This is a genomic window from Neorhizobium descurainiae, from assembly GCF_051400715.1.
Taxonomy (GTDB): domain Bacteria; phylum Pseudomonadota; class Alphaproteobacteria; order Rhizobiales; family Rhizobiaceae; genus Neorhizobium.
On sequence record NZ_JBLFFK010000002.1, the window covers coordinates 183,098 to 203,056 of the forward strand.

At 62.6% G+C, this 19,959-nt stretch carries 19 protein-coding genes; 10 read left to right on the forward strand and 9 right to left on the reverse strand.

All coding sequences use genetic code 11. The annotated features are described in order from the left end of the window. The 6 genes from ACMGE0_RS04455 (at position 1) to ACMGE0_RS04480 (ending at position 6,429) form a co-directional block, all read left to right on the forward strand. A complete protein-coding gene (locus ACMGE0_RS04455; RefSeq protein WP_436814663.1) occupies positions 1–1,137 on the forward strand; it encodes a mandelate racemase/muconate lactonizing enzyme family protein in 1,137 nt (378 codons plus the stop codon). Continuing rightward, the gene (locus ACMGE0_RS04460; protein ID WP_436814664.1) at positions 1,137–2,018 is read left to right on the forward strand and encodes an amidohydrolase family protein; all 882 of its coding nucleotides are present in this window, start codon (positions 1,137–1,139) and stop codon (positions 2,016–2,018) included. Before ACMGE0_RS04455 ends, ACMGE0_RS04460 begins: the two co-directional genes overlap by 1 nt. Positions 2,019–2,072: 54 nt before the next feature. Further along, on the forward strand, positions 2,073–3,047 hold the full coding sequence (locus ACMGE0_RS04465; protein WP_436814665.1) for a TRAP transporter substrate-binding protein: 975 nt from the start codon (positions 2,073–2,075) through the stop codon (positions 3,045–3,047). A gap of 81 nt (positions 3,048–3,128) precedes the next feature. Beyond that, complete coding sequence (locus ACMGE0_RS04470; RefSeq protein WP_436814666.1) at positions 3,129–3,650, forward strand: TRAP transporter small permease; 522 nt, start codon at positions 3,129–3,131, stop codon at positions 3,648–3,650. Then, positions 3,650–4,930, forward strand: coding sequence for a TRAP transporter large permease (locus ACMGE0_RS04475; protein WP_436814667.1), 1,281 nt, complete (start codon positions 3,650–3,652; stop codon positions 4,928–4,930). Before ACMGE0_RS04470 ends, ACMGE0_RS04475 begins: the two co-directional genes overlap by 1 nt. A gap of 65 nt (positions 4,931–4,995) precedes the next feature. Next, a complete protein-coding gene (locus ACMGE0_RS04480) occupies positions 4,996–6,429 on the forward strand; it encodes an aldehyde dehydrogenase family protein (protein WP_436814668.1) in 1,434 nt (477 codons plus the stop codon). A 72-nt stretch (positions 6,430–6,501) separates the two neighbouring features. Here ACMGE0_RS04480 and msrA read toward each other — a convergent pair whose 3' ends face one another. The 9 genes from msrA to ACMGE0_RS04525 form a co-directional block, all read right to left on the reverse strand. Next, positions 6,502–7,026: a peptide-methionine (S)-S-oxide reductase MsrA gene (gene msrA / locus ACMGE0_RS04485; RefSeq protein ID WP_436814669.1), complete on the reverse strand. Its 525-nt coding sequence runs from the start codon at positions 7,024–7,026 to the stop codon at positions 6,502–6,504. Positions 7,027–7,103: 77 nt separating this feature from the next. Beyond that, positions 7,104–8,297 (reverse strand): mandelate racemase/muconate lactonizing enzyme family protein, encoded by a 1,194-nt coding sequence (locus tag ACMGE0_RS04490; protein ID WP_436814670.1) that lies wholly within the window; start codon positions 8,295–8,297, stop codon positions 7,104–7,106. An 11-nt stretch (positions 8,298–8,308) separates the two neighbouring features. After that, positions 8,309–9,220, reverse strand: a complete 912-nt coding sequence (locus ACMGE0_RS04495) for a dihydrodipicolinate synthase family protein (protein WP_436814671.1) — start codon at positions 9,218–9,220, stop codon at positions 8,309–8,311. Continuing rightward, positions 9,217–10,053 (reverse strand): carbohydrate ABC transporter permease, encoded by an 837-nt coding sequence (locus ACMGE0_RS04500; RefSeq protein ID WP_436814672.1) that lies wholly within the window; start codon positions 10,051–10,053, stop codon positions 9,217–9,219. Before ACMGE0_RS04500 ends, ACMGE0_RS04495 begins: the two co-directional genes overlap by 4 nt. 1 nt (position 10,054) lies before the next feature. After that, positions 10,055–10,987, reverse strand: a complete 933-nt coding sequence (locus ACMGE0_RS04505) for a carbohydrate ABC transporter permease (protein WP_436814673.1) — start codon at positions 10,985–10,987, stop codon at positions 10,055–10,057. A 132-nt stretch (positions 10,988–11,119) separates the two neighbouring features. Further along, entirely contained in the window at positions 11,120–12,391 is a 1,272-nt protein-coding gene (locus tag ACMGE0_RS04510) for an extracellular solute-binding protein (protein WP_436814674.1), read from the reverse strand. A gap of 80 nt (positions 12,392–12,471) precedes the next feature. Further along, positions 12,472–13,278 (reverse strand): SDR family NAD(P)-dependent oxidoreductase, encoded by an 807-nt coding sequence (locus ACMGE0_RS04515; protein WP_436814675.1) that lies wholly within the window; start codon positions 13,276–13,278, stop codon positions 12,472–12,474. Continuing rightward, positions 13,275–14,369 (reverse strand): ABC transporter ATP-binding protein, encoded by a 1,095-nt coding sequence (locus tag ACMGE0_RS04520; RefSeq protein ID WP_436814676.1) that lies wholly within the window; start codon positions 14,367–14,369, stop codon positions 13,275–13,277. The genes ACMGE0_RS04515 and ACMGE0_RS04520 overlap by 4 nt, the downstream gene beginning before the upstream one ends. A 27-nt stretch (positions 14,370–14,396) precedes the next feature. Then, positions 14,397–16,121 carry an SMP-30/gluconolactonase/LRE family protein gene (locus tag ACMGE0_RS04525; protein WP_436814677.1) on the reverse strand — a complete coding sequence of 575 codons (1,725 nt, stop codon included), beginning with the start codon at positions 16,119–16,121 and terminating at the stop codon, positions 14,397–14,399. 140 nt (positions 16,122–16,261) lie between these two features. Between ACMGE0_RS04525 and ACMGE0_RS04530 the strand changes: the two genes are divergently transcribed. Genes ACMGE0_RS04530 through ACMGE0_RS04545 form a run of 4 tightly spaced genes read left to right on the forward strand, consistent with a single transcriptional unit; the run spans position 16,262 to position 19,936 of the window. Then, entirely contained in the window at positions 16,262–17,413 is a 1,152-nt protein-coding gene (locus ACMGE0_RS04530; RefSeq protein WP_436814678.1) for a mandelate racemase/muconate lactonizing enzyme family protein, read from the forward strand. A 31-nt stretch (positions 17,414–17,444) separates the two neighbouring features. Continuing rightward, positions 17,445–18,368 (forward strand): 2-dehydro-3-deoxygalactonokinase, encoded by a 924-nt coding sequence (locus ACMGE0_RS04535; protein ID WP_436814679.1) that lies wholly within the window; start codon positions 17,445–17,447, stop codon positions 18,366–18,368. 2 nt (positions 18,369–18,370) lie between these two features. Continuing rightward, a complete protein-coding gene (locus tag ACMGE0_RS04540; RefSeq protein ID WP_436814680.1) occupies positions 18,371–19,300 on the forward strand; it encodes a 2-dehydro-3-deoxygalactonokinase in 930 nt (309 codons plus the stop codon). 15 nt (positions 19,301–19,315) lie between these two features. After that, positions 19,316–19,936 carry a 2-dehydro-3-deoxy-6-phosphogalactonate aldolase gene (locus ACMGE0_RS04545; protein ID WP_436814681.1) on the forward strand — a complete coding sequence of 207 codons (621 nt, stop codon included), beginning with the start codon at positions 19,316–19,318 and terminating at the stop codon, positions 19,934–19,936. Positions 19,937–19,959: the final 23 nt, after the last annotated feature.

Sequence of the window (19,959 nt, forward strand, 5' to 3'; positions counted from 1 at the left end):
ATGAAGATCGCTTCCGTCCGCACCCACCTTCTCGAACACAGGCTCGACGTCGCCTTCGAAAGCGCTTCCATGCGCTTCGATCGCCGCGCGCATGTGCTCGTCGAGATCGAATGCGACGACGGCACGATCGGCTGGGGCGAATGCCTCGGCCCTGCCCGTCCGAATGCGGCGGTCGTCGCGGCCTATGCGAACTGGCTGATCGGCGAGAACCCGCTGGAAACGGAGAAGATCTGGGCACGGCTCTACAACGCCTTGCGCGACCAGGGCCAGCGCGGCCTTGCCGTCACTGCCCTCTCCGGCATCGACATAGCGCTCTGGGACATCAAGGGCAAGCATTTCGGCGTACCGGTTTCGATCCTGCTCGGCGGGCGTTTCCGCGAATCCGTGAGGGCCTATGCGACAGGCAGCTTCAAGCGCGACGGCGTCGATCGCGTCGAGGACAATGCGGCGGATGTCGCCCGTTACCGCGAGCAAGGTTTTCACGCGACCAAGATCAAGATCGGCTTCGGCGTCGAGGAAGACCTGGCGGTCATTCGTGCCGTGCGCGATGCGGCCGGCTCCGACATGCGGCTGATGATCGACGCCAACCACGGCTATGACGCCGTCGAGGCGATCAGGCTCGGAAATGCGGCCGCCGAATATGGCATCGACTGGTTCGAGGAACCGGTCGTTCCCGAACAGCTTGCGGCCTATCGCGAAGTGCGCGCCCGCCAGCCGATCCCGGTCGCCGGCGGCGAGACCTGGCACACCCGCTGGGGCATGCGCGAGCCGGTGGAGTCCCGTGCCGTCGATATCCTGCAGCCCGACCTTGCCGGCGTCGGCGGTTTCACCGAAGCCAAGCGGGTCGCCGACCTCGCGGCGCTGCATGGCATACGCGTCGTGCCGCATGTCTGGGGCACGGCCGTCCATATCGCCGCCGCCCTGCAATTCATGGCCGCGATGGTGCCGAGCCCCGTCCGGGTCAATCCGATCGAACCGATCCTCGAATTCGACCGTACCCACAATCCGTTCCGTCAGGCGGTGATCAAAACGCCGATCGAACACGAGCGCGGCGTGGTTCAGATTCCGAACGGCCCCGGCCTAGGGATCGAAATCAACCGCGATGCGCTCGCCGAATTCCGCATGGGAGATATCTGATGCTCGTCCGTACCCTTTCCGGCACCCCTCCGAAGACCAAGCTGCCGAAGGGCGCGGTCGACACTCAGATGCACATGTACCTGCCGGGCTATCCCTCCCTGCCCGGCGGACCGGCACTGCCGGTCGGCGCTCTGCCGGATGCGGACCAGTACCGGCAGCTCATGCGCTGGCTCGGCCTCGACCGGGTCATCATCACTCAGGGCAATGCCCACCAGCGCGACAATTCCAACCTCGTCGCCTGCCTTGCCGAAATGGGTGACATCGCCCGCGGCGTCGGCGTCATCGATGCGACCACCTCGAATGCCGAAATGGAGCGCCTTTCCGCAGCCGGGATCGTCGGCGCGCGGATCATGGATCTGCCCGGCGGCGCGGTGAATCTCGGCGAACTCGAGGCTGTCGACGCCAAGGCGGCAGCCCATGGCTGGATGCTGGCGGTCCAGTTCGACGGCAGCAATATCCTGGATCACGAGGCGCGGCTCGCAAAGCTGAAGTCCCGCTGGGTCCTTGATCACCATGGCAAGTTCTTTGCCGGCGTCACGCCGGAGAGCCCGCAGATCGCCGCCGTCAAAAGGCTGATCGATGCCGGGCGCTGCTGGTTCAAGTTCGCCGGCGTCTACGAGTCGTCGAAAGCCGGCGGACCGGATTATGCCGATATCGCCGCCTTTTCCCGAGAGATCGCCAAATATGCGCCGGAACGCATCGTCTGGGGCACCAACTGGCCGCACAATCTCGCCCGCGAACAGGCCGATTATCCGGATGACGCCGCACTCACCGATACCGTGCTTGGCTGGCTGCCGGAAGAGGCCGCCCGTCATCTCGCGCTCGTGAAGAATCCCGAAGAGCTTTACGGCCTTCCCACCTGGGAGACCGAAGGAAAGTGACAGACGAATAACCGGAGCAAGGAGGCTTCCGGATCTTAACCAGAGGAGGAAAACATGAAGATTACCACGATCCTCGGTCTCGCATTGAGCCTGGCGCTCGGTGCAGCCGCAGCTCACGCGCAGGAGATCACGCTACGCTCCGCCGACATTCATCCGGACGGCTATCCGACGGTCGATGCCGTCAAATACATGGGCGAACTGGTGTCGCAGCGCACCAACGGCCGCATCAATATCCAGGTCATGAACAACTCGGTTCTCGGCCAGGAAAAGGATACGATCGAGCAGACCCGCTTCGGCGTCATCGACATGAACCGCGTCAATGCCGCGCCGTTCAACAATCTCGTATCCGAGACGGCCGTTCTCGGTCTTCCCTTCCTTTTCCGTTCGCCGGACCATATGCACAAGGTTGTCGATGGCCCGATCGGCGATGAAATTCTCAAGGCCTTTGAACCCCATGGGCTGATCGGCCTTGCCTACTACGATTCCGGCGCGCGTTCGTTTTACACGACCAAGAAGCCGGTCGAGAAACTTGCCGACCTCAAGGGCATGAAGATCCGCGTCCAGCAGTCCGACATGTGGATCGCCATGATGCAGGCCTTCGGCGCCAACCCGACGCCGATGCCGATGGGCGAAGTCTATTCCTCGCTGGAAACCGGTGTGGTGGACGGCGCGGAAAACAACTGGCCGTCCTACGAGTCGGCGCGCCACTACGAGGTCGCCAAGAACTACTCTCTCACCCAGCATTCCATGACACCGGAAATTCTCGTCATGTCCAAGATATCCTGGGACAAGCTTACTCCGGATGACCGGAAGATCGTTCGCGAAGCGGCCAAGGAATCGGTCGGCAAGATGCGGGAACTGTGGGCAGCCCGTGAAAAGAGCTCGGAAGAGAAGGTCCGCGCCGGAGGCGTCAACGTGGTCACCGTCAACAAGGACGAATTCGCCGCGGCGATGAAGCCGGTCTACGACCGCTTCGTCACCGATGCCAAGCTGAAGGATCTTCTGAAGCGCATTCAGGAAGTGCAGTAAGTGAAGCAGCAGCCCGGCCCTCAAGCGAGGGCCGGTTTGAAGGCCGGTTGTCATCAGGTGCCGGCGAGGAGGACAAGAACCATGAGGAATTTCATGCTGGCCCTGAGACCGATACTGGGCGGTCTCAGCCGGATATCGCTCTACATCGCCGGCATCGGCATCGTCGCCATGACCCTCATCGTCGGGTGGCAGGTCTTCGGCCGGTATGTGCTGAACGACTCGCCGACATGGTCCGAACCGCTTTCTCTCTACCTGATGTCCTGGTTTATCATGCTCGGCGCTGCGGTGGGCGTCCGTGAAAGCGTGCATCTCGGCCTCGACATCGTGCGCTATGTCATGCCTCCGGCAATCCAGAAGGCCATGGACCTCGCAAGCCTCGGCCTGATCGTGCTGTTCGGCATCGGCATGGCTTATTATTCCACATTGCTCGCCATCGGCACCTGGTCGGCCACCATCCCGGTCCTCGGCTGGCCGGGCGGCACGGATTTCTTTCCCATGATCGTCGGTGGCGGAATGATCGCCCTTTTCGCCCTCGAACGCTTCGTCGACGTCGCCATCGGCGAGGAAATCGCCGCGGATGTCCTGGTTCAGGAGGCGGCATAATGGCCTATACCATCCTTTTCGGCACCTTCACGCTTCTCATGCTGATCGGCACGCCGATCGCCTTCTGCCTCGGCATCGCTTCGCTCGCGACCGTGCTCTACATGGGCCTTCCGCCGATCGTCGTCTTCCAGCAGCTGAATTCGGGCATGAACGTCTTTGCCATGATGGCAATCCCGTTCTTCATCTTTGCCGGCGACCTGATGGTGCGCGGCGGCATCGCGCACCGGCTGATCCGCTTCGCAGCCGGTCTCGTGGGCCATATGCGCGGCGGTCTCGGTCAGGTGAACGTCGTCGCCTCGACCTTGTTCGGCGGCATTTCCGGCTCCGCGGTGGCGGATGCGTCCGCCGTCGGCGGCCTGATGATCCCGCAAATGGCCAAGCGCGGCTATGACAAGGACTATGCGGTCAACGTGACGGTCAATGCCGCAATCATCGCCCTGATGATCCCGCCGTCGCACAACATGATCCTCTATTCGATCGCGGCCGGCGGCAACGTCTCGGTGGCCGACCTCTTCACGGCCGGCATCATTCCCGGCCTGCTTCTGGCAATCGCGCTGATGTTCACGGCCTGGTGGGTAGCCCGCAAGCGCGGTTATCCGGCAGAACCGTTCCCCGGCTTCGCCCGCGTAGGTTACTACCTGCTTGCCTCGCTGCCGGGCATCCTGCTGATCGGCATCATCTTCGGCGGCGTCCGCTCCGGCGTGTTCACCGCGACCGAAAGCTCCTGCATCGCCGTTCTCTATGCCTTTCTGGTCGCCATGCTGGTCTATCGCGAGCTGAACTGGGAGGGCTTCGTCGAGGCGGTCATGGGTGCCGTACGCACGACGGCAATGGTTCTGCTGGTTATCGGCACCGCTGCTTCGTTCGGCTGGCTGATGGCTTTCCTCCAGGTACAGACACTGATCATCAGCGCGATCGGCGCCATCTCGGACAATCCGATCATCGTGCTGCTCATGATCAACGTCATCCTGTTGATCCTCGGCACCTTCATGGACATGGCGCCTATGGTGATCATCTCGACCCCCATTCTGCTGCCGGTCGTCAAGGCGTTCGGCATCGATCCGGTGCATTTCGGCGTCGTCATGATCCTCAATGCAGGCATCGGCTTGAACACGCCGCCGGTCGGTACGGTGCTCTTTGTCGGCTGCGCAGTCGGCGGTATCTCGATCCGCGAGGCGATGCGTACGATCTGGCCTTTCTTTGGCGCCAGCATCGCCGTACTGATGGCGGTGACGTACATTCCAGCTCTCTCGCTCTGGCTGCCAAGCCTCTTCAGGTAGGGCGCGCGCACATCATTCCTGTCGGTCCCGCCCAGCGGGACCTTCTCACATGAAAGGAGAGGTCCATGACCATCTACCAGAACCTGATCGCCGGCGAATGGGTCGGAGCTGACGCTTCGAAAAACATCAATCCTTCCGACACCAACGATGTGGTCGGCATGTATGCCCAAGGCAACGCCGAAGACGCGAGGGAGGCGATTGCCGCGGCCAAGGCTGCCTTTCCGGCCTGGTCGCGCTCCGGCATCCTGGAGCGCCATGCGGTGCTGAGGAAGACTTCCGACGAGATCCTGGCCCGCAAGGAGGAGCTCGGCGCGCTTCTCGCACGCGAGGAGGGAAAGACGTTGCCTGAAGCGATCGGCGAAGTCACCCGCGCCGCGCAGATCTTCGATTTCTTCGCCGGCGAGACGCTGCGCCTGACGGGAGAAATGGTTCCCTCCGCGCGTCCTGGGATCGGCGTCGAGATCACCCGCGAGCCGCTCGGCGTCATCGGCATCATCACGCCCTGGAATTTCCCGATCGCCATTCCGGCCTGGAAGATCGCGCCGGCGCTCTGCTACGGCAATACGGTGGTCTTCAAGCCGGCCGATCTCGTGCCCGGTTGCGCCTGGGCGATCGTCGACATCCTGAACCGAGCCGGCCTGCCGAAGGGCGTCCTGAACCTCGTCATGGGCCGCGGCTCCGTCGTCGGTCAGGCCATGCTCGACAGCCCCGATCTCGCCGGCATCACCTTCACCGGCTCGACCGGCACGGGCAAGCGCGTGGCTCTCGCCTCCATCGAGCATAACCGCAAGTTCCAGCTCGAAATGGGCGGCAAGAACCCGATGGTCGTGCTCGATGACGCCGACCTCGCCGTCGCCGTCGAAGCCGCCGCCAATTCCGGCTTCTTCTCGACCGGCCAGCGCTGCACCGCGTCCTCCCGCCTGATCGTCACGGAAGGCATCCACGACAGGTTCGTCGCGGCGCTGACCGAGAAGCTCAAGTCGCTGACGGTGGACAACGCCTTGAAGCAGGGCACGCATATCGGCCCGGTCGTGGACGAAAAGCAGCTGAAGCAGGACACCGATTATATCGAGATCGGCAAACAGGAAGGAGCGAAGCTTGCTTATGGCGGCGAGCTCCTGAAGCGCGACACGCCCGGCTTCTACCTGCAGCCGACGCTCTTCACCGAAGCCACCAACCAGATGCGCATCTCGCGGGAAGAGATCTTCGGACCGGTCGCGTCGGTCATCCGCGTGAAGAATTATGAGGAAGCGCTGGCTGTCGCCAACGACACGCCGTTTGGTCTCTCGGCCGGTATCGCCACGACGAGCCTGAAATATGCGACCCATTTCAAGCGCAATTCGGAGGCCGGCATGGTGATGGTCAACCTGCCGACGGCGGGCGTCGATTTCCACGTGCCGTTCGGTGGCCGCAAGGCCTCGTCCTTCGGCCCCCGCGAGCAGGGCAAATATGCCGCCGAATTCTTCACCGTGGTGAAGACGGCCTATACGCAGCCCTGACAAAACCAGCCCAAACAAAAAAGGCGCTGCCATTCTGAATGGCAGCGCCTTTTTTCATTCTGCTGAGATCGTTCATTCGGCGGCGGCAACACTGGAGCGCTTCGGCAGCTTCCAGTTCGGCCGCGGGAAATGGCAGGTATAGCCGTTCGGATAGCGTACCAGATAATCCTGATGCTCCGGTTCCGCTTCCCAGAAGTCGCCCACCGGTTCAACCTCCGTCACCACCTTCCCGGGCCACAGGCCCGAGGCGTTCACGTCGGCGATCGTATCCTCCGCGACACGCTTCTGTTCCTCATTGGCGTAGAAGATCGCCGAGCGGTAGCTCATGCCGATATCGTTGCCCTGTCGGTTCTTGGTGGTGGGATCATGGATCTGGAAGAAGAATTCCAGAAGGTCGCGATAGCTCGTCTTCACGGGATCGAAGATGACTTCGATGGCTTCCGCGTGCGTGCCGTGATTGCGATAGGTCGCATTCGGCACATCGCCGCCGCTATAGCCGACGCGGGTGGAAATCACGCCCGGCATACGCCGGATTAGGTCCTGCATGCCCCAGAAACAACCGCCCGCCAAGACGGCCCGTTCGGTAGTCGTCGTCATGCTTTCCTCCTTCGGTTTTGGATTTGCTCTAAAATGGCGACCGGCGGAAGGAAATTCAATGACGTTCAGCAAGCCCGTCACCGCCGGATGGCGAATTCGAACACTTCTTCCTTCGGCTCGACGCCGAGGCCGGCGCCGGTCGGCACCACATAGGTCCCCTCGCCCGAGGCCATATCGCCCCTGGTATAGATCAGATTCCTGTCGAAGATCGAATGCTGGTATTCGTGGTATGGAACGTTCTGCAGCGCCGACGAGGCCTGCAGGCTCGCCGCCATGAAGATGCCGACGCTGATCGAAGCATGCGGCATGATGTTCATGTGGAAAGCCTGCGCCATCTGACCGATGCGGATGAATTCCGTAACGCCCGTATGACCCATTTCCGGCTGCACGATGCTCATGGCGCGCGCTTCGAAACGAGGCCGGTATTCGTAGGTGGTGCGCAACTCCTCGCCGAGCGCCAGCGGCACGCCGATGCCGGCCGCCACCCGCGCCTGGCCCTCGAGATTCTCCGGCTGCACCGGCGCCTCGGCGAAATAGAGATTATAGGGCTCGAGCCTGCGGATGATGCGGATCGCCTCGCCCGCTTCGAACTTCCAGTGCAGGTCGACCATCAGGTCGATATCCGGGCCGACCGCTTCGCGCAGTGCCGCCATTTCCTTGACGATGTCCTCTTCGGAGACGACAGCCGCGAACTTGATGCCCCTGTAACCCTTGCCGACCCAATAGGCGGCGAGGTCGCAGCGCTCCTTCAACGTCGCCTTCGGCAGGCCGGAGACATAGGCGCGGATCGTATCGTGCCGCCGCCCGCCGAGCAACGTCGAGACCGGCACGCCGAGATTCTTGCCGGCGAGGTCCCAGAGCGCGATATCCACGCCCGCCAGCGCATCGAGATAATAGCCGCCGAAGAAGCCCCTCACCCGCATCAAATCGTAGAGGTCTTCATGAATGACCGCCGCATCGCCGGGATCACGGCCGATGATGACCGGTCCGAGCACATCGTCGATGATCGCCTTGGTCGCCTCGGGCGCCACGATACCGTAGCACTCGCCCCAGCCCACCGTTCCGCTTTCGCCGATGACCTTGATGAGCAGCGTCATATCGGTCGAGGGATAGATGGTCCGGTTACCCTTGCGGATCAGGTAGCCGCGCTCGTTGATCGCCTCGCCCTCTTTCAGCGGACCGAGATAGGGAACCTCCCGCGGAATGGAGATGATGAAGGTCTCGACCGAGACGATCGCATCGACAACGTTTTTCGGCCTAGATCTTGGCATGGGGTCCCGGCTCAGTTCGGCTTGTGAGCGGTATAGGGCAAATCGGCCTCCGCCAGAAGCAGAGCCAGTTCCTTGCGGTCGCCCTCGTCGAATTTCGGGCCTTTACCGCGCACGAACGTGTTCCTGATGACGCCGCGGCGGCGCAGCACTTCCTTGGTCATGTGCATGCGGAAAATCGCCTGGAAGTTCAGAAGCGGCAGCGAGACGTTGTAAAGCTTTCGCGTCGTCGCGACATCGCCCTTCTGCCAGGCATGGATCATCTGCGCATGGATATCGGCGAGTTCTGCGGCCGGCATGGTGCCGGCTGCACCGCGCGCCAGCTCATCCGTGATGTAGCGGCCGCCGGCGCCGCCGAAGATCGCGTCCAGCGAGCCATTGGCCGCCGCCTTGATGCGGGTCAGATGCTGGCCGCAGGGTGCGGTCTCTTCCTTCACGTAGCGGATTTCCGGCACGGCATTGGCGATGGCCGCCACTTCTTCCGGCGTGAGCCCTGCACCGATCGGCTTCGGCTGGTTCTGGAGCATGATCGGCACGCCGGCACCGGCGGCCACTTGCCTGAAATAGGCCGTCTGCGCGGCGATGTCGTTACCGAGCGACAAGGGCGCCATCACCATCGCCGCCCCCGCCCCGATCTCGGCCGCCTGCGCCACATGCTTCGCCGCCGCCTTCGGATCCGGATCGCTGGCGCCGATGATGATCGGAATGCGCCCGCCGATCCGCTCGGCCAGCAACTCGACCTGCCTCTTGCGCTCCTCCGGTGTCAGCGTGTCCACCTCGCTCGCGACACCCGGATAGACGACGCCATCCACCTTGCTCTCCAGCGCGAAGTCGATGATCGAGATGAAATCCGCCTCGTCGATCGAGCCGTCGTCGCGGAACGGCGTGGGAAGAACGGGGAAAGCTCCGGCTAAAGGTTTGGTCATTTGACTGCTCCGGCGGTGACGCCCTGAATGAAGTAACGTTGGAGGAACATGAAGGCCACGACGATGGGCGCGGAGGCGATCAGCGATGCCGCCATGGCGCCGCCCCAGTCGGAATTGACCTCGTTGAGATAGGTGAGAAGCAGGCCCGGCCCGATCGTGCGCTTGTCCTCCGAGACGATCAGCGTCATCGAATAGAGAAGATCGTTCCAGGACCACATGAAGGAATAGAGGAAGACGGTGACGATCGGCGGGATCGAGATCGGGATGACGATCGTGTGGAAGATCCTGAGATCGCTCGCGCCATCCGCCCGCGCCGCGTCGATCAGCTCGTCCGGCACCTGGGAGAAGTAGCTGTAGAGCATGTAGGTCGAGACCGGCAGCGCGAAGACGATATAGCTGAGGATCAATCCCGGCCGGGTATCAAGCAGATTGAGCTCGCTCATCATCGGGTAGATGGAGATGAGCAGCAGACCGAACGGGAACATCTGCGCCGAAAGCATGAAGAGCATCACCGGCTGGCGGCCGATATAGCGATACTTCGCGAAGCTGAAGCCGGCATAGAGCGCCAGCAGCGTCACAAGCGCCGCGCTGCATGTCGAGGTGATCAGGCTGTTCATCAGATACATCGGCAGCTTGCCGGCGGTCAGCGCGGTAATGAAATGTTCAAGGCTCGGCATCACCGGAAACGGCGTCGGCACGACCTGATAGAGCTCGGCATTGGCTTTCAGCGAGGAGATCACCAGCCAATAGAGCGGGAAGAACAGGAAGAAGCCGATCACGATCAGCGCGAGGAAGAAGACGATCTTCGCCTGTCGTGAGGAAAGGTCGAACATATCAGTTTCCTTTCACCAGCATGCGAAGATAGAGGAAGGCGGGCGGCAGAAGCGAAGCGACCCAGAGCACGCCGACCGCCGACGCAAAGCCGATATCCCATTGCTCGAAGGCACGGCGATAGACCTCGACGGAGAGCACCGTCGTCGCCCGCACCGGACCGCCGCCGGTCAGCGCGTAGATCGTGTCGAACTGCTGCAGGTTGCCGATCACGCCGAGCACCACGACGATGATCAGGACGGGGCGCAGATGCGGCAGGATGTGGTCGCGCAGAACCGCCCAATTGCCGGCGCCATCGACGCGGGCCGCATCGATCTGTTCCTTGTCGAGGTTCTGCAGGCCGGCCAGGAAGAAGGACATGAAAAGCGGGATCGACAACCAGATTTTGGTGAGCACCACCGCGAGCATGGCGCCCTCCGGCGTCGAGAGCCAGGCTTGCGGAAAATCGATGATCCCGAGTTCCATCAGGAAGGCGTTCAGCACGCCGTAACGCGAATTGAAGATCCAGCCCCAGATGAAGGCGCTCACCGTCGACGGCAGCACCCAGGGAAGCAGCGAGAGCGAACGCAGCACGCCGCGCCCGGCAAAGGGCTGGTTCATGATCAGCGCCCAGCCAAGGCCGGCGACGAGCGTGCCGGCGGTCGTCAAGGTCACATAGATCGCGGTCGTCCAGAACGCCGCCCAGACATCCGGGTCGGACGCGATCTTCGCGAAATTCTCGAAGCCGATGTAACGCGGCTCCATCATCTCGACCGTGTATTCGAAGAGCGACAGGCCAAGCGCGGATAGAAACGGATAAAGGATGACCGCGGAAAAGGCGATCGCGGCCGGCAGGAGCAGCAGAAGACCGATACGGCTCTGCCCGGCCTTCAACCCGCCCCGGTTCGCATGCGGCGAGACCGGATAGGCTCCAATATTGTTTTCGATCACGGCCATGTGGTCATTTCCTGTTTGGTATCAAAGGCAGTCTGCTTTGAGAGGCAGCCCCCTCACCCGGCCCCCCTTCGCTCGGCACCCTCTCCCCAAGGGGAGAGGGTGCCGGCAGGCGGACGAGGGGCGCCCCGCCCGCTACTCCGACTTCTTCGCCTTTTCCATGCTGGCCGTAAGCCGCGCCTGCATGGATTTGATGGCATCGTCGGCAGACTTCTGGCCGAGCAGCGCACCCTGCACTTCTTCACCGATGACATTCGTGAGCTCGGCGGCATTCGACCAGATACCGACCTCGTTGCGGCGGGCATCACCTGTCGCAGCCGACCAGTTCTTCAGATAGGCGTCGCCAGCAACCGCATCCCGGGCGGACTTGGTGACCGGCAGCGCGCTCATCTTCAGCGGAAAGTCCGTCTGCACCTTGTCGGAGGTGAGATAGGTCAGGAACTTGTCGGCCGGATCATCCGCCTTGGCTTTGCCGCCGTCGGCGAACTGAACCAGCAGATGCCCCCACTGGACGGACACCGGCTTGTCGCCCGCCTTCAGCACCGGCGTCGGCATCGGCAGGACATTGGCGTCGAAAGCCTCGCCCTTGCCGGAAAAGTCACGCAGGAAGGTGCGGGTCTGCGGGGCATCGAAATAGAAGGCGGAAGCGCCCTGTCCCATCAGGCGGCGGCCGTCCGGGCGGTCGATTTCCGGTGCGGCAAGCCGATCCTTCATCAGGCCGACCATGAAGGTAAGCGCGTCCCGGCTTTGCTGGCTGTCGACCACTACCTTGCCGCTATCGTCGATGATGCGGCCGCCATGGACCCAGTTCCAGACCATGAAGTCGATCAGGATCGACCCGTTGTTCTTGGTCGCCATCGTATAAGGCACCGAATTCGGCACTTTGTCGCGCACGGCAACCAGAGCAGCCTTGAACTCATCCAGCGTCTTCGGAGCATCGTTGATGTCGGCCTTCACAAGGACCTCCTTGTTTGCGACCATGCCGATCGATCCGGAGAGCAGCGGCAGCGCCAGCTGCTTGCCGTTGATATTGCCCATGGCGAGCGCATCCGGTGCGAAGGCGGCTTCGAGCTTGTCCTTGCCGTAGACCGTGTTCAGGTCGACAAGGTTGTCGAGGCTGGCAAAGGTCGGCAGCCAGCGTTCGGAGAGCTGGGCGATATCCGGCAGGGTCTTCGACCGGGCGCGCAAGAAGATGTTCTTCTGCATGTCGCCCCAGGCAAAGCCGAGCGGCTCGGCCGTCAGGTTTTCCGCCTTCTTGAAATCGTCAAGCGTCGTCTGGACGATCGCCTTGTTGGCCTCTTCCGCATAAGTGAAGCTCATGAAGCTCAAATCGGCTGCGTTCGCGGCACCCGCTCCGAGAGAGCAGGCGATCGCCGCGGTTCCGATCAGTCTGGTTATGCAGTTCATCAGATCCTCCCAATGAAACGATGATGGAACTCTGTTTCAAACCAAAAAAGGTCAAGCGGCGAGCACCAATCCGCCTGTTCTCAGACAACGCCCCCGTCCACGATGAATGTCTGCGCCGTGATGAGGCGGGAATCGTCCGCCGCCAGAAAGAGCGCCATACGGGCGATATCGGGCGGCAGCAGATGCTCCTTGAGGCACTGAACCTCGAGGTATTCGGAAAATTTCCCCTGGTAGATGCGTTTGGCCCGCTCCACCTGGCGTTCGGTCAGCACCCAGCCGGGCGCGATCGAGTTGACGCGGATATTGCGCTCCCCAAGTTCGCGGGCGAGCGACTTGGTCATGCCCATGACGGCGGACTTGGCAGTCGTATAGAAGATCAGGCCTGCCGCGCCGCGCATCCAGGAAATCGAGCCCATATTGATGATCGCGCCGCCGCCGGCTTCCGCCATTTCGGGCACGACGGCCTGCACCGCGAAAAACTGGTGACGCAGATTGGTCTGGAACCGCTCGTCCCAATATTCCGGCGTCACATCTTCCAACGGCTTGCGGTCATCGTTGCCCGCATTGTTGACGAGAATCCGGATCGGTCCGATCTCGGATCGCAGTGCAGCGATGCCCGTTTTCAGCGCATCGATGTCGCGCAGGTCGGCGGCGCGATAGAACGGCCTGTTGCCCGTCCTCTTACCGACCGTTTCGGCCGTCTCATCCGCGACATCGGGGTTGAGCTCCAGAAAGCCGACCCTGCAGCCCTGCGCGCAAAAATGCTCGACCAGCGAGGCCCCGATGCCGGAACCGCCGCCGGTGATCAGCACGCCCTTGCCCTTGAGGCTCGGATATGTCGCGGCCTCGACATGCACCTTTTCGACGAGTTCCGGATGGATGGTCATGCGGCCTCCAGGGCAACGGGACGCGCAGAGGCAAGCGACAGGCCGTCGGCGGAAAAGACATGGATCATCGCCGGATCGACCTGAACGCCGATCGGCTCGTTGCGCTTGACGGCGCGGTCACCGGAAAGCCGGACGACGACCATCTCTTCCGAACCATCGAGCGCAACATAGGCATAAGTGTCGCTGCCGAGGTGCTCGGTGATGGTCACGATGCCGTCAAGCGAATCCGGAGCGCCGCGATTGACGAGTTCCACATGCTCGGGCCGAATGCCGACCTCTGCCGGAGCGGAGGCAAGGTTGCGCGGCAGCCGCACCTCGCCGCCCGGCACGGTAAAGACCCCCTCGCCTTTCCTGGACCCGAGTTTCAGGAAATTCATCTTCGGGCTGCCGATGAAGCCTGCGACGAAACGGTTGACCGGTTTGTTATAAAGGTCGAGCGGCGAGCCGATCTGCTCTACCCGGCCGGCGTTCAGCACGACGATCTTGTCGGCGAGCGTCATCGCCTCGATCTGATCGTGGGTGACGTAGATCATCGTCGTACCGAGCGTTTCCTTCATGCGGGCGATCTCGATCCGCATCTCGACGCGTAGTGCCGCATCGAGGTTGGAAAGCGGTTCGTCGAACAGGAAGATGCGGGGTTCCCGCACGATGGCGCGGCCGATCGCGACGCGCTGGCGCTGGCCGCCGGAAAGCTGGCGCGGCTTGCGTTCCAGATAGGCATCGATGCGAAGCTTTTCTGCGGCTTTCGTGACGCGGGCGGCGATCTCTTCCTTCGGCGTACCGGCAAGCCGCAGCGCATAGCCCATGTTTTCCGCCACCGTCATATGCGGATAAAGCGCATAGGACTGGAACACCATGGCGATGCCGCGCTTGGCTGGCGGCACGTCGTTCACCAGCTCTCCGTCGATCGCCATCTGGCCGGAAGTGATCTCGTCGAGGCCGCAAATGAGCCTCAGAAGCGTGGATTTTCCGCAGCCGGACGGCCCCACGAAGGCGACGAATTCACCATCCTCCACTGTCAGGTCGATCCCCTTCAGCACCTCGGCCGAGCCGAAGGATTTGCGGATGTCTTTGAGTTCAAGCTTGGCCATTGGCTCCTCTCGGGGCTCCTCTTCCTGTCAGCCCGCGAACATCTGCGCGGCCTGGCCCTTGATGCCGGTATCGATGGCGAAAACGCTGCCGGAAAGCGGCGCTTCGGCAAGCTGCGCGGCGGAAAGCCGGATGCGTGCGGACGTGACGAACAGGGTCTGCATGTCCGGACCACCGAAGACGCAGCTCGTCGGCCGCGGTACGGGCAGATGCACGACCCTCTCCACCTTGCCGTCGGGATCGTAGCGGGTGACGCACCAGCCGTCCCAATGGGCGATCCAGAGAAAACCCTCCGCATCGACGGTCATGCCGTCCGGCTTGCCTTCCGCTTCCGGCACCACGATGAACGGCCGCCGGTTGGCGATCTCGCCGCTTTCGAGATCGAAATCATAGGCATAGATGGTTTGGCGGTTGGTGTCGGTGAAATACATGGTGCGGTCGTCCGGGCTCCAGCCGAGCCCGTTCGAGACATGGAAGCCGCGATCCATCTCCCTCGTCCGGCCATCCGGATCGACCCGCCACAGCCGCCCCTGGTCCGGCGTCGTATCGATCGCCAGAGTGCCTGCCCAGAGCCGCCCGCGGCGGTCGCATTTGCCGTCGTTGAAGCGATTGCCCGGCCGGTCGGCTTCGGGCCGCGCGATCGTGGTGATATCGCCGGTCGCAAGATCGATGCCGCGGACTTCGCCATGCATGGCGGCCACGAAACCGCCCCGCGAGCGCGGGATCACGAAACCGATCAGTTCCGGCACCTGCATGGATGTGTAGGTACCCTTGACCGGATCGCCCGTATGCACGGCGGGCGCCAGGATATCGACAAAATAGAGTTTCTTGTGCTCCGGCGACCAGTGCGGCCCCTCGCCCAAAAATGTGCTTGCCGGAATGACACAGCGCACATCGGCGCGATCGGGGCCGAGGGGACGCGGCTTGACCGCAAGCGACATGGCGAATTCTCCAAAATTGCCGGACGTGCGGCGCGCCGCCTCGATGACGTCACGCCCGAAGGCGTGCAGCCGGTCGACCGGCAGGCGGAAGGACGGACCGATAATGCCGATCGCGCCGATCGGCTCGCCGCGATGGTTGAGGACGGGTGCGGCGACCGAGGAAATGCCGATATGCTGCTCATCGACGGAGACGGCATAACCGCGCGCCTTGGTGAGATCGAGCTGACGGCTCAATTCTTCCGGATTGACGATCGTGTTCGGCGTCAGGCGCTCCAGTTCGATTCCGTCGAGCAGCGCACGACGCTTTTCGAGCGACAGATGCGCCAGGATCGCCTTGCCGAGGCCGCTCGCATGCGGCGCGGCCCGAGAGCCGACACCGTTGTTGAGGCGAAGCGGCTGCGGCACTTCCCGCTGGTCGATGTAAAGCACGCTGTCGCCATCCAGCACGCCGAGACGGATCGCTTCGCCGGTGAGATCCCGAAGCCGCGCCAGTTCCGGCTCTGCCGCGCCGCGCAGGTCGAAATTGTCCCAGACCTTGTGGGCCCACTGGAAAAGCCGCGGCGCCAATCTGTAGACCTGATCGCGCGTATCGAAAGCGAGTAGCCGCTCGTCCACCAGTGCCTGCAGAAGGCGATGCAGCGTGCCCTTCGGCAATTGCGTCTGGTCGAGCAGTTCGGTGAAGCGCAGGCCGCGGGCTTCAGCCGCCACGGCATCGACGATCTGGATGCCGCGCGTCAGCGCCTGGACGCCCGGCACGCCATGCGTATCGTTCGCCACTTCCTTGTCGATCGCCTCCAGTTGAACCTTGGCCATAACCTCTCCCGAACGGCATTTTTGTCGCTGCTCCCACAGCACGCCGCCTTGCTCTTGCCAAGAGAGTTATCTTGGAACTAAGTTCCATGTCAACAGCGAAACTGAACGGCCATTTTGATGACCGCGAATGGGAGGACATCTTGCGCATTACCAAAGTGAACCATTGGCTGATCCGTATGCCCTTTACCGAGGATATCCTATGGGGGTCCGGGCGCCGGATCGGCACGACCCGGCTGATCTGCAGGATAGAGACGGATGCCGGGATCACCGGCTGGGGCGAGACGATCTCGCTGATCGCCAACGTGCCGGCAGTGTTTGCGGACATCGTTGCGCCGCTTGCCATCGGTTATCCCGTCGCGGATGCCGAGCGCTTCCACCGGCATGTTCTCGGCGCAGGCTTCTATCATCACAAGCGCGCCGCGGTGATGGCTATCTGCGCCATGGAAATGGCCATGTGGGACGCGCTCGGCAAACAGGCCGGCTTGCCTCTCTATGCACTCTGGGGAGGACGCTGGCGCAAGGATATAGAAGCGGCCGCCTATCTTTTCACCAACGATCCGAAGGGTCTGTCGGAGCGGCTGAAGCGTTTCCTCGACCTCGGCTATACGACCTTCAAGGTGAAGGTCGGCTTCGACGAGCGGAGCGACGTCATGCTGACCGAAACCTCCCGAAACGTGATCGGCGATTATCCGCTGCGCCTCGACGTCAACGGCGCCTGGAACCCTGCGACAGCCAAGCGCCAGCTCGAAAAGCTGAAGGCCTTCGATCCCGCCTACGTGGAACAGCCGCTGGAACTCGATGATCTCGCCGGCCATGCGGCGCTGGTAGCCAATTCTTCCGTGCCCATCGCGCTCGACGAAAGCGCATACACGCTTTCCGATGTCGGCAATATCGTCCGCGCCAATGCAGCCGACGTGATCCTGCTCGATCCGCACGAGGCGGGCGGGCTCTGGCAGACGATCAAGGCGGCAGCAATCTGCGAATCGGTCGGCATGTCGGTGACGCTGCATTCCGGTGCAGAACTCGCACTGTCGCAATCGGCCTATATCCATCTCGCAGCCTCGTTGCCGAACATGTCGATCGCCATCGATACTGAGCGCGCCTATCTCGGCGGCGACATTTCGCCGAATTCGCCGGTTTTGAAGGACGGCCGTTTTCAGGTGCCGGAAGGCCCGGGCCTCGGCGTCGAGATCGATGTCGAACAGCTCGAAAAATACCGCGTCACCGGCATTGCCGGCGCCTATCTCGATACGGAGCGCAAGGACTGGTTCCCAGCGAAACCTGCCTACTGATCTCCCAGCCCGCTCACCAGGATTATTTCTCATGTATATTGCTATCGAATGGACCTCCGCCGCCTTTCATGCCCTGCTTCTGGATGACGAAAAGGTATTTGGCGAAAAGAAGAGCGACCGCGGCACCGCCAAGATCGCGAACGGAGCCTTCGAGGCGGCCTTGCGCGAAGAGCTCGGCGATTGGGTCGAGAAGGCTGAAAAGATCCTGTTTTCCGGCATGATCACCAGCCGCAACGGCTGGATCGAAAGCCCGTTCGCACCGGTCCCCGCCGGCCCCGGGGATCTCGCCGTCCAGGCGGTCACCCATCGCGCCGCAGGTCTGCCGCCGCTCATCTTCCTGCCCGGAATCGCCCAGACCACGCCACTACCCGACGTCATGCGCGGCGAGGAAATGTCGCTCTTCGGCTTGAAGAAGACCGACGGCCTTTTCGTGCTCCCCGGCCCGCATGCCAAATGGGTGGCGATGGCGGATGGCCGCATTACCGCCGTCACCACCTATATGTCGGGCGAAATCCTCAATCTCCTCAAGAAGGATTCGCTCGTCTCGCGGCTCATTCCACTGGCCTACGAAGAACGGCCGGAGGCGTTCCGCCGCGGTGTCTTAACTGCCTATGAGCAAGGCACCCTGCCCGGCCGCATCCTCGCTCGCATCTTCTCCGCCCGCAGTCTCGTGCTGTTCGACCGGTTGGCCCCCGAAGAGATCGCCGATTATCTCGCCGGCCTGATGATCGGTGCGGAAGTCTGCGAAGCAGTCGGCGCGGACAAGCCGAAGAAAATCGATATCGTCGGCCATACGGCACTTGCCGAACGTTATAAGAGCGCACTCGAATTGTTCGGCGTCTCAGCAGCGCTCGTGACGCCGGATATTGCCGCCGGTTTCCGCCAGATCGCCTCTCGACAGGAGGAGGCGACGCGGGCTATCGAAGGAGCAACATCTGCTGCCGGAGGACTGTGATAATGCCAAAACCGACCTCGATCATCCTCGATTGGGGCACGAGTTCGCTGCGCGCCATGCTGGTGTCGGAGGCGGGCGAAACGCTGGACATCCGCGAATCCGCAAGCGGCGGCATCCAGTTCGTCAAGGACGGCGCCTTTGAGGCGGCGCTGATGCAGGCGGTCGGCGAATGGTTTTCTTCCCATGGTCCGCTGCCGGTGCTGGCGAGCGGCATGATCACCAGCCGCAACGGCTGGATCGAAGTACCGTATGTCGATGCCCCGGCCGGTATTGCGGAACTTGCCGCCGGCACGAAAAAACTGACGCTCGGCAATGGCGCGGTCATCACCTTTCTGCCCGGCATGCGCGATCCCGCCGCAAAGCCGTTCTCCGATGTGATGCGTGGCGAGGAGACCCAGATCGTCGGTTACGGGCTCGACAAGAACCGCACGCTCGTGCTTCCCGGTACCCACAGCAAGTGGGCGCGGATCAAGAGCGGCCTCATAGACGGTTTTCAGACCTATGCGACCGGCGAAGTTTTTGCGTTGCTCACCAGACATTCCTTCATCGCCAAGGCCGAGGAACCTGCACCAGGCACCGAGCCGGACTGGCGGAGCTTCGATCGCGGCGCGGAATTCGCCGCAAGCACATCCGCCTCCGCCGATGCTTTCCTCTCGGCGATCTTCAGCGCCCGCACCGGCATCCTCGACGGCAAACTGAGGCCGGAAAACATCCTGGATTATGTTTCCGGCCTCGTCATCGGCTCGGAGTTCCGCCAGGCGCGCGCCGCCGGCTGGTTCAAATCCGGCGATACGATCGGCATCGTCGGCAACAATGTGCTGAACAGCCGTTACGGCCGCATTGCGCCGCTTTTCGGCCTGACGGTCGAGCCCGGCCCCGACAACGCCGCCAAGCGCGGTATTCTGCTGATTGCGGCCGCAGCCGCCAGGTAATCAAAGGAGTCCGAGATGACCTTCGAAGAGGCGCTCAAGGCATGCAATCTCGTCGCCATCCTGCGCGGCATCAAACCGGAGGAAGCTGAAGCTGTCGGCGAGGTGCTGGTCGAGGCCGGCTGGCGGATCATCGAAGTGCCGCTCAACTCCCCCGATCCGCTGAAGAGCATCGAAAAGCTGGTCAAGCGTTTCGGCAACCACGCGCTGATCGGCGCCGGCACGGTTCTGACGCCTGCCCAGGTCGCCGATGTCGCCGCGACCGGCGCCAAGGTGATCATCTCGCCGAACGCCAACCCGGCCGTCATCAAGGTCTCGCGCGCCGCGGGCATGGTGAGCCTGCCGGGCGTCGCGACGCCGACCGAGGCTTTCGCGGCGATCGAGGCGGGCGCTACCGGCATCAAGGCTTTCCCGGCGGAAGCCATCCCGCCAATCGTCATCAAGGCCTGGAAAGCGGTATTGCCGAAGGAGATTCCCGTGCTCGCGGTCGGCGGCGTAACGCCGGAGAACATGACCGCCTACGCCCAGGCGGGCGCTGCCGGCTTCGGCATCGGTTCCTCGCTCTACAAGCCCGGAGCCGACCTCGCCTCGATTGCCGGAAAGGCCCGGAAATTCATCGAGGCCATGCGCGCCGCCTGATCTTCCATCGCCTTCAGCCCGTC

Coding starts and splice junctions, on each gene's coding strand:
- ACMGE0_RS04460 (WP_436814664.1), top strand. CDS start 1,137: ATGCTCGTCCGTACCCTTTCCGGCACCCCTCCGAAGACCAAGCTGCCG.
- ACMGE0_RS04480 (WP_436814668.1), top strand. CDS start 4,996: ATGACCATCTACCAGAACCTGATCGCCGGCGAATGGGTCGGAGCTGAC.
- ACMGE0_RS04500 (WP_436814672.1), bottom strand. CDS start 10,053: ATGTTCGACCTTTCCTCACGACAGGCGAAGATCGTCTTCTTCCTCGCG.
- ACMGE0_RS04545 (WP_436814681.1), top strand. CDS start 19,316: ATGACCTTCGAAGAGGCGCTCAAGGCATGCAATCTCGTCGCCATCCTG.
- ACMGE0_RS04475 (WP_436814667.1), top strand. CDS start 3,650: ATGGCCTATACCATCCTTTTCGGCACCTTCACGCTTCTCATGCTGATC.
- ACMGE0_RS04490 (WP_436814670.1), bottom strand. CDS start 8,297: ATGCCAAGATCTAGGCCGAAAAACGTTGTCGATGCGATCGTCTCGGTC.
- ACMGE0_RS04505 (WP_436814673.1), bottom strand. CDS start 10,987: ATGGCCGTGATCGAAAACAATATTGGAGCCTATCCGGTCTCGCCGCAT.
- ACMGE0_RS04510 (WP_436814674.1), bottom strand. CDS start 12,391: ATGAACTGCATAACCAGACTGATCGGAACCGCGGCGATCGCCTGCTCT.
- ACMGE0_RS04535 (WP_436814679.1), top strand. CDS start 17,445: ATGTATATTGCTATCGAATGGACCTCCGCCGCCTTTCATGCCCTGCTT.
- ACMGE0_RS04465 (WP_436814665.1), top strand. CDS start 2,073: ATGAAGATTACCACGATCCTCGGTCTCGCATTGAGCCTGGCGCTCGGT.
- ACMGE0_RS04525 (WP_436814677.1), bottom strand. CDS start 16,121: ATGGCCAAGGTTCAACTGGAGGCGATCGACAAGGAAGTGGCGAACGAT.
- ACMGE0_RS04495 (WP_436814671.1), bottom strand. CDS start 9,220: ATGACCAAACCTTTAGCCGGAGCTTTCCCCGTTCTTCCCACGCCGTTC.
- ACMGE0_RS04520 (WP_436814676.1), bottom strand. CDS start 14,369: ATGGCCAAGCTTGAACTCAAAGACATCCGCAAATCCTTCGGCTCGGCC.
- ACMGE0_RS04540 (WP_436814680.1), top strand. CDS start 18,371: ATGCCAAAACCGACCTCGATCATCCTCGATTGGGGCACGAGTTCGCTG.
- ACMGE0_RS04470 (WP_436814666.1), top strand. CDS start 3,129: ATGAGGAATTTCATGCTGGCCCTGAGACCGATACTGGGCGGTCTCAGC.
- msrA (WP_436814669.1), bottom strand. CDS start 7,026: ATGACGACGACTACCGAACGGGCCGTCTTGGCGGGCGGTTGTTTCTGG.
- ACMGE0_RS04515 (WP_436814675.1), bottom strand. CDS start 13,278: ATGACCATCCATCCGGAACTCGTCGAAAAGGTGCATGTCGAGGCCGCG.
- ACMGE0_RS04455 (WP_436814663.1), top strand. CDS start 1: ATGAAGATCGCTTCCGTCCGCACCCACCTTCTCGAACACAGGCTCGAC.